We start from the raw sequence: 6,531 nt of genomic DNA, 5'->3' as shown, positions 1-6,531 counted from the left end.
GGCGAAGAACACCTAAGTCGCACCGAGTCGTTGCGGCTCCTGCGTGCGCTCCGCCCACTCCCCCATCCTTGCCCGCACCAGGGGCCTTCGCTAGGTTGGAGTGGCCATTCGCGCGTCCAGCGACCAGGGGGGGGTTCGCGTGCGACCAAGAAGCGTCATCGCGGCTCTCGCCGCGACTCTTGCCGTCGCCACCGCGAGCGCCGCGGCCTCCGCACCTCAGGAGGAGATTGACGCGTTCATCGCAACCGCGATGCCCGAGTCCAAGGTGCCGGGCCTCGCGTACTCCGTGGTCGAGGAGGGCAGCACGACCGTGGCCGCTGCGCGCGGCGTCACCCGCCAAGGCACGGACACGGCGGTCACGGCCGACACTCCGTTCGTCATCGGCTCGATCTCGAAGAGCTTCACAGCACTCGCCGTGATGCAGCTGGTCGAGGCGGGCAGCGTCGATCTCGACGGTGAGCTGGAGACGTACCTCGATAGCTTCTCCGGACAGCCGGCGGGGCCCGTCACCGTGCGCCAACTGCTCAGCCACACGAGCGGGTACTCCACCCTGCAGGGCAACACTGCGCCGGTGGAGACCACGGGCGAGGTGGACGACCTCGCGCGCGGCGTCGACGCCCTCGCCGACGTCGCGCCGGCCTATGCACCCGGCTCGCAGTGGGAGTACTCCAACACCAACTACCAGATCGCCGGCCGCCTGATCGAGGTGGTCAGCGGTGAGGAGTTCGCCACGTACGTGGAGTCGCACGTCCTCGAGCCACTCGGGATGAACAACAGCTCTGTCGCGGATGGCGAAGAGCACCCGTCCATGGCCACGGGCCACACGCCATGGTTCTGGACCAAGCGGCCCGTGCCGGACGGTCCCACCCAACCCCTGTACGCACCCCAGGGCGGAGTGATCGCGAGCGCGAACGACCTGGCGCTGTACATGGCCGCGATGATGAACGATCAGGACGACGTCCTGAGCGCCGAGGGCAAGGCGACCATGATGCGTCCCGCCAACGCCGCCTGGTCCTGGTACGGGCTCGGCTGGTTCATCGACACCGCCGCTGGCACCGTGTGGCACTCCGGATCCACGCCAGGCATCGAGACGCTGCTCACCATGGCACCAGGAGACGATGCGGGCGTCGCCGTGCTGACGAACGGCGGCAGTGGCATCGGGTTCGGCGAGACCACCGAACTGCGCGACGGCATCACGGCCCTAGCGCTGGGGCGTGACTACGACGGCGAGGGCTCGGCGCTGGCACAGCAGGCGCTGTTCGTGTCGCTCTCGCTCCTTCCTATGTTCTATCTCGCAGCCATGGCGTGGGCGTGGTTCCACCACACCGCGATCAGAGCCAAGAGGTCGGGCATCGGCGGTCTCTTCAGCCTCTGGTTCCCGCTCCTCACCACGATTGCCGCCGCCGTCGTGATCCTGTGGCTGGTGCCGCGGCTCATGGGAGCTCCCATGCCCACGCTCCGTGTCTTCCAGCCCGACATGGCTCTCGTGATGACGGCCACGGCTGTCATGGGTGTGGTGTGGTCGGTCACCCGGCTTGCGGTCGCGTACACCGGGGCGCGTCCTGTCGAGGACCAGGGCTGACGCATCGCGGCAACCACTCCGGTGGATCTACCGCGTCTACCGCGTCGAAGGTAGACTTCTACCCGTGGCCCTGAATATCAAGAACGAGGCGACCGTTGCCCTGGTGCGCGAGCTGGCCGAGAAGACAGGCCAGACCCAGACGAGCGCGATCGAGACGGCCGTGCGCGAGGCCCTCGAGCGCCTCGGTGACGACGACCACGCCCGCCGCACCCAGGAGCGCTACGACCGTGCGATGGTGATCATCAGGGAGATCCACGCAAGCATGACCGACGAGGAGCGCGAGGCGCTGCGCACAGCCGAGGACGATCTCTACGACGAGAATGGGCTGTTCAAGTGATTCTCGACAGCTCGGCCGTGGTCGCGATCATCGACGCTGAGCCGGGTTTCGAGACCCTGACGGCGCAACTCGCGCGGGAGCGCCACACGCGAATCAGTGCCGCGACCTTGGTCGAGATCCACGCGGTGATCTATCGCCGCGGGAAGGTCGAGAACCTCCGGCGAGCACAGCGACTGCTTGAACAGTTCGACGTCGAGACCGTGCCCCTCGATGCCGACCAGTCGCGCATCGCGGGCGAGGCGTATCGCGACTACGGACGAGGATCCGGCCACCTGGCCGACCTGAACCTCGGCGACTGCTTCAGCTACGCCCTGGCGATCGCTCGGGACGAGCCTCTCCTGTTCGTGGGCGACGACTTCACCCACACCGACGTCCGGGTGGCACTCAAGCGCTGACCCAGCCTGCGCATCGGCTCGCCTGCCAACCCCACGCGCACGCGGGCCACGGTGCCCGAGCCCGACCTAGTCCGTGTCGATGTCGCCGATGCGCAGCAGCTCCAGCTCCAACTCATACGCCTCGGGCGTGCTCGCCCACAGGTCGACGAGCTGACCGCTCTCGACGACGGACGCGCTGACCCCCGGCACGCCCCAGTTCCCGTAGTAGAACTCGACGCCCTCGAGACTGCTGGTAGAAAACGCACTCGAGTTCCCCACGGCCTCGATCTCGACAGTCGAACCGTCCGGGAACACCAAGGATGAGCCCTCGAGGTCGCAGCCCGGCTCGCCCATCCCGGCAAGGTCGACAACCTCGATCCGCTGGCTGTCGCACGTGTCCAAGGCGTCCGCGCCTGGCGGCACAGTGACACCCTCAGAACCGCAGGCGCCAAGGTTGAGCACTGCCACGACGAGGGCTACCCCGAGGAGCGGCGCACGCACGTTGCTCATGAGCAGCACGCTAGCGCGACTCAATGATCACGACACCGCACGATCCGGGCGGCTCAACCGCACGCTCGACTGCATGGCCCTCCCCTACACTCGGTCACAATCTCAGCGACGAGAAAGAGGACAGATGGCACCCGGCACCGCCCCCACCGGAGACACGCTCATCGTCGGCGCCGGGCCCGCGGGGCTCGCCGCCGCCCGAGCCCTGCGCGAGCACGACCTGCCCTACACCCACGTCGAGCGCCACGAAGCGATCGGCGGGCTGTGGGACATCGACAACCCCGGCTCGCCCATGTACGACTCGGCGCACTTCATCAGCTCCAAGACGCTGTCCGGGTTCACCGGCTTCCCCATGCCGGACGAGTACCCCGACTACCCGCACCACCGGCAGATCCTCGCCTACCTCCGCGCCTTCGCCGACCACTACGGCCTCACCGAGGCCGTGCGGACCGGCACCACCGTCGAGCGCATCGTCCCTACCCAGGACGGGACCTACGAGGCCACCTACGCCGACGGCACTACGTCGACCCACACCAACGTCATCGCGGCCAGCGGCGTCCAGTGGAGCCCCAACGTCGTCGACATCCCGGGCTATGACGGCGAGATCCGCCACTCCGTCACCTACCGCAGCCCCGACGAGTTCAAGGGCCGCCGCGTCCTCGTGGTCGGCGCCGGCAACTCCGGTTGCGACATCGCGTGCGACGCCGCCCGCAGCGCCGACCACGCCGCGATCTCCATGCGCCGCGGCTACTGGTTCATCCCCAAGCACATCTTCGGCATGCCCGTCGACGTCTTCGCAGAGAACGGCCCCTCCATGCCGATGGCCGTCGAGCAGGCCGTGTTCGGCCGCCTGCTGCGCGTCATCAACGGCGACGTCACCCGCCTGGGCCTGCAGGCGCCCGACCACAAGCTCTTCGAGACCCACCCCATCCTCAACGACCAGCTGCTGCACCACCTGGGCCACGGCGACATCACCGCTCGGCCCGGCATCGCGAGCGCGTCCGGAACCGAGGTGACCTTCACCGACGGCACCACCGAGGACGTGGACCTCATCCTGCTCGCCACGGGCTACCGCCACACCATCCCCTTTGCGCAGGACCTCTACGGAGACGAGCAGCACCCCGAGCTCTACCTCACGGCATTCGGTGCGATGCCGGGGCTCTTCGGCCTGGGGCTCGTCGAGACCAACTCGGGCGCGTACGGGCTGATGGAGAAGCTCGGCGCGATGGTCGCCTCCCACATCTGGGACCGCGAGCACAGGCCCGAGCAATGGGAGCGCTTTGAGCGCCACATCGCGCAGGACAAGCCCGACCTCTCAGGCGGCCTCAACATGGTCGACTCGCCCCGCCACAAGGGCTACGTCGACTCTCACGCGATGGTGAAGTACCTCGACTACGTCGCCAAGCGGATGGGCTGGGACATCCCCTAGCCCGCCACGGAGACGAGCACCCGCACGTCCCACGCACCCAGCTCGACGACCGCCCCGGCGGCGAGCGCCTCGCCGCTGACCGCATCGGCCACGTCGATCGGCGCGGTCACGCTCGCCTTGCCCCAGCCCCAGTGGTGCAGGAACCACGCGCGGCGGCCATCAACCAGCGTCGACGACGTCACCCGCACGCTGGCGGGCAGGTCGGTCCACGAGCCGGCAATCGGCGCGGCCGCAGCCGCGGCACCCACACCAGCCCTCTCCCCCACGGCCCAGGCCATCAGCGCGGCCGCGGTCTGCTGGTCCGGCACCGTCCCGACAACCGTGATCCGTCCCGCGCCCACCGCCCGCGACGTCACCGCCGCGAAGCGCGACAGGTGCGGGTGGTCGTAAGTCGCGAGCACCTCGGCGCCCTCGGGGCGCAGGTACTCGGCCCACAGCGACGCGGACCCGTCAGCGACGCCGGCGAGCGGCCCGCCCTCGGCCGCCGCGAGCGCCACCGGCGCCTCAAGCGACTGGAACTCCTGGTAGCTGACCCCGGCAACCTCGGCCAAGGTCGCCGGCTTCACCGACGACCGCGCCCGAGCCTCCTCGTCGCCATACGCCGAGCGCGGCCCGAGCACGAGGTGACCACCGGCCTCGGCGTACTCCCGCACCCAGGCGAGGAGCGCATCGGACGCCGTGAAGTCGGCCGCCATCACCAGCACCGGCCGCACCGAGGCGAACGCCGAGGGAGACCCGACGAGCGCATCGGCCCCCACGACCTGGGCCGGACGCACCAGCTGAGTCTGCAGCCCCGCGTCGAACGCGGCCCGGTAGAAGGGCATGGCGAGCTGGCGGTAGGCCTCGGGGTTGGGGTCCATGCGCGCCGAGCCCAACGGCTGGCCCAGCGTGAATGCGGACAGCGCCCACTTCGCGTCCGACGAGTACAGGAACGCGACGTCGGCGTCCGGGGTCGCACCCTCGAAGAGGTCGCCCACGGCCTCGAAGTCGCGGCCGATGCGCGCCACCTCCGCATGCACGCGCCCCGGCTGCTCGTCGTGGGGCACCACGCCGATCCAGTAGGTCTCCGCCCCGTAGTGCAGCGTGTGCCAATGCCAGTACTCGACGGCCTGCGCGCCGCGGGACACGAGCGCCCACGTGACCTGGCGCAGCTGCCCGTCGTAGGGCGGGATGTTGTACGCCGACTGGCCGATGCCGCCCGCGTTGGTCTCCGTCACCCAGAAGCCGGCCTGCTTGGACGACCACGCGAGGTCGGCGAGCCCGTAGAGCCCCCACGTGCCGTTGGCGATCCAGTCCGGCGTGAGCTCCGCCGAGGACGGGAACGCGAGGCCGTCCTGGCTCGAGTAGTAGACGTTGCAGCTCGCGACGTCGAGGCTCTTCGAGAGGGAGGCGTCCTCGACCGCGGCCTGCTCGTAGGAGATGCAGGTGGTGACGAACGGTGCTTGCTTGCCTTGCGCCTGGGCCGCGGGCACCACGAGCGACCTCACCAGGTCCGCCTGCCACGCGATGTAGTCGTCGACCAGGTGCGCCTGGAAGCGCCGCCACGCGAGGTGGTACTGCGGCTGGAAGTTGCCCTCCGGCAGCCACAGCTCAGACCAGTCGGTGAGCCGGTGCGACCAGTAGACCAGCCCCCACTCGTCGTTGAGCCGCTCGACCGTGCCGTAGCGCTCGCGCAGCCACTCGACGAACGCGGCGAAGATGCCATCGTTGTAGAGCAAGCGCAGCCCCGGCTCGTTGTCGACCTGATAGCCGACGATGCTCGGGTGACCCGCATAGCGCCCCACCACGGCGCGGATGACGCGCTCGGCGTGCTCGCGGAACGCCGGGTGCGTGAAGTCCATCTCCTGGCGCGCGCCCCAGCCGATGGGCTCGCCCGTCGCCTTGTCGCCGTTGATCTCCGGGTGCTTCTTCGCGAGCCACATGGGCAGCGCATAGGTGGGCGTGCCGAGGATCACGTCGATGCCCGCCTCGTGCGCCGCGTCGAGCACCGGCTCGAGCCAGTCGAGGTCGAACTCTCCGTCGCGCGGCTCCCACGTGGACCACACCGACTCACCCACGCGGATCAGCGTGAGGCCGGCCTCGCGCATCTGGCGCATGTCGGTCGCGAGCCGGTCGGGATGGGGCTGCTCGCCGAGCGCCGGGTACTCGTAGTAGTAGGCGGCGCCCAGGTGGAGGCGGGACTTCTGCGTCATGGTTCGATCCTGCCAGGACGGGCGGCTCGAGTTGCACTGGACGCTGTGGATAACAACCGCGCGCCCTCGGTAGCGGCCAGCATGGACGACGTGTCCGTGACCGTGCTGCT

General features: G+C 69.3%; 6 protein-coding genes. 4 read left to right on the top strand and 2 right to left on the bottom strand.

Annotated features, from left to right (window positions below):
* Positions 1-139 precede the first annotated feature (139 nt).
* The 3 genes from B7K25_RS13460 (at position 140) to B7K25_RS13450 (ending at position 2,314) form a co-directional block, all read left to right on the top strand.
* Entirely contained in the window at positions 140-1,582 is a 1,443-nt protein-coding gene (locus tag B7K25_RS13460; RefSeq protein ID WP_200807975.1) for a serine hydrolase, read from the top strand.
* Positions 1,583-1,646: 64 nt separating this feature from the next.
* On the top strand, positions 1,647-1,919 hold the full coding sequence (locus B7K25_RS13455; RefSeq protein ID WP_159450222.1) for a type II toxin-antitoxin system VapB family antitoxin: 273 nt from the start codon (positions 1,647-1,649) through the stop codon (positions 1,917-1,919).
* Between the two features lie 17 nt (positions 1,920-1,936).
* The gene (locus tag B7K25_RS13450) at positions 1,937-2,314 is read left to right on the top strand and encodes a type II toxin-antitoxin system VapC family toxin (protein ID WP_234988284.1); all 378 of its coding nucleotides are present in this window, start codon (positions 1,937-1,939) and stop codon (positions 2,312-2,314) included.
* A 66-nt stretch (positions 2,315-2,380) separates the two neighbouring features.
* Here B7K25_RS13450 and B7K25_RS13445 read toward each other — a convergent pair whose 3' ends face one another.
* Positions 2,381-2,803 carry a hypothetical protein gene (locus tag B7K25_RS13445; RefSeq protein WP_144019026.1) on the bottom strand — a complete coding sequence of 141 codons (423 nt, stop codon included), beginning with the start codon at positions 2,801-2,803 and terminating at the stop codon, positions 2,381-2,383.
* 124 nt (positions 2,804-2,927) lie between these two features.
* Here B7K25_RS13445 and B7K25_RS13440 point away from each other — a divergent pair, with 124 nt between their 5' ends.
* Positions 2,928-4,229 (top strand): NAD(P)/FAD-dependent oxidoreductase, encoded by a 1,302-nt coding sequence (locus B7K25_RS13440; RefSeq protein WP_200807974.1) that lies wholly within the window; start codon positions 2,928-2,930, stop codon positions 4,227-4,229.
* On the opposite strand, the gene B7K25_RS13435 is transcribed toward B7K25_RS13440, so the two are convergent.
* Positions 4,226-6,421 carry a beta-galactosidase gene (locus B7K25_RS13435; RefSeq protein WP_084106743.1) on the bottom strand — a complete coding sequence of 732 codons (2,196 nt, stop codon included), beginning with the start codon at positions 6,419-6,421 and terminating at the stop codon, positions 4,226-4,228. The genes B7K25_RS13440 and B7K25_RS13435 overlap by 4 nt on opposite strands.
* Positions 6,422-6,531 lie beyond the last annotated feature (110 nt).

Origin of the sequence: Demequina sp. NBRC 110056 (assembly GCF_002090155.1) — a bacterium.
In the GTDB taxonomy this organism is placed as follows: Bacteria; Actinomycetota; Actinomycetes; order Actinomycetales; family Demequinaceae; genus Demequina.
This window is presented reverse-complemented; position numbering and strand designations above follow the sequence as displayed.

Bases quoted from the DNA above. Each gene is read 5' to 3' on its own strand.
- B7K25_RS13445 (WP_144019026.1), bottom strand. From the start codon at position 2,803: ATGAGCAACGTGCGTGCGCCGCTCCTCGGGGTAGCCCTCGTCGTGGCA.
- B7K25_RS13440 (WP_200807974.1), top strand. From the start codon at position 2,928: ATGGCACCCGGCACCGCCCCCACCGGAGACACGCTCATCGTCGGCGCC.
- B7K25_RS13435 (WP_084106743.1), bottom strand. From the start codon at position 6,421: ATGACGCAGAAGTCCCGCCTCCACCTGGGCGCCGCCTACTACTACGAG.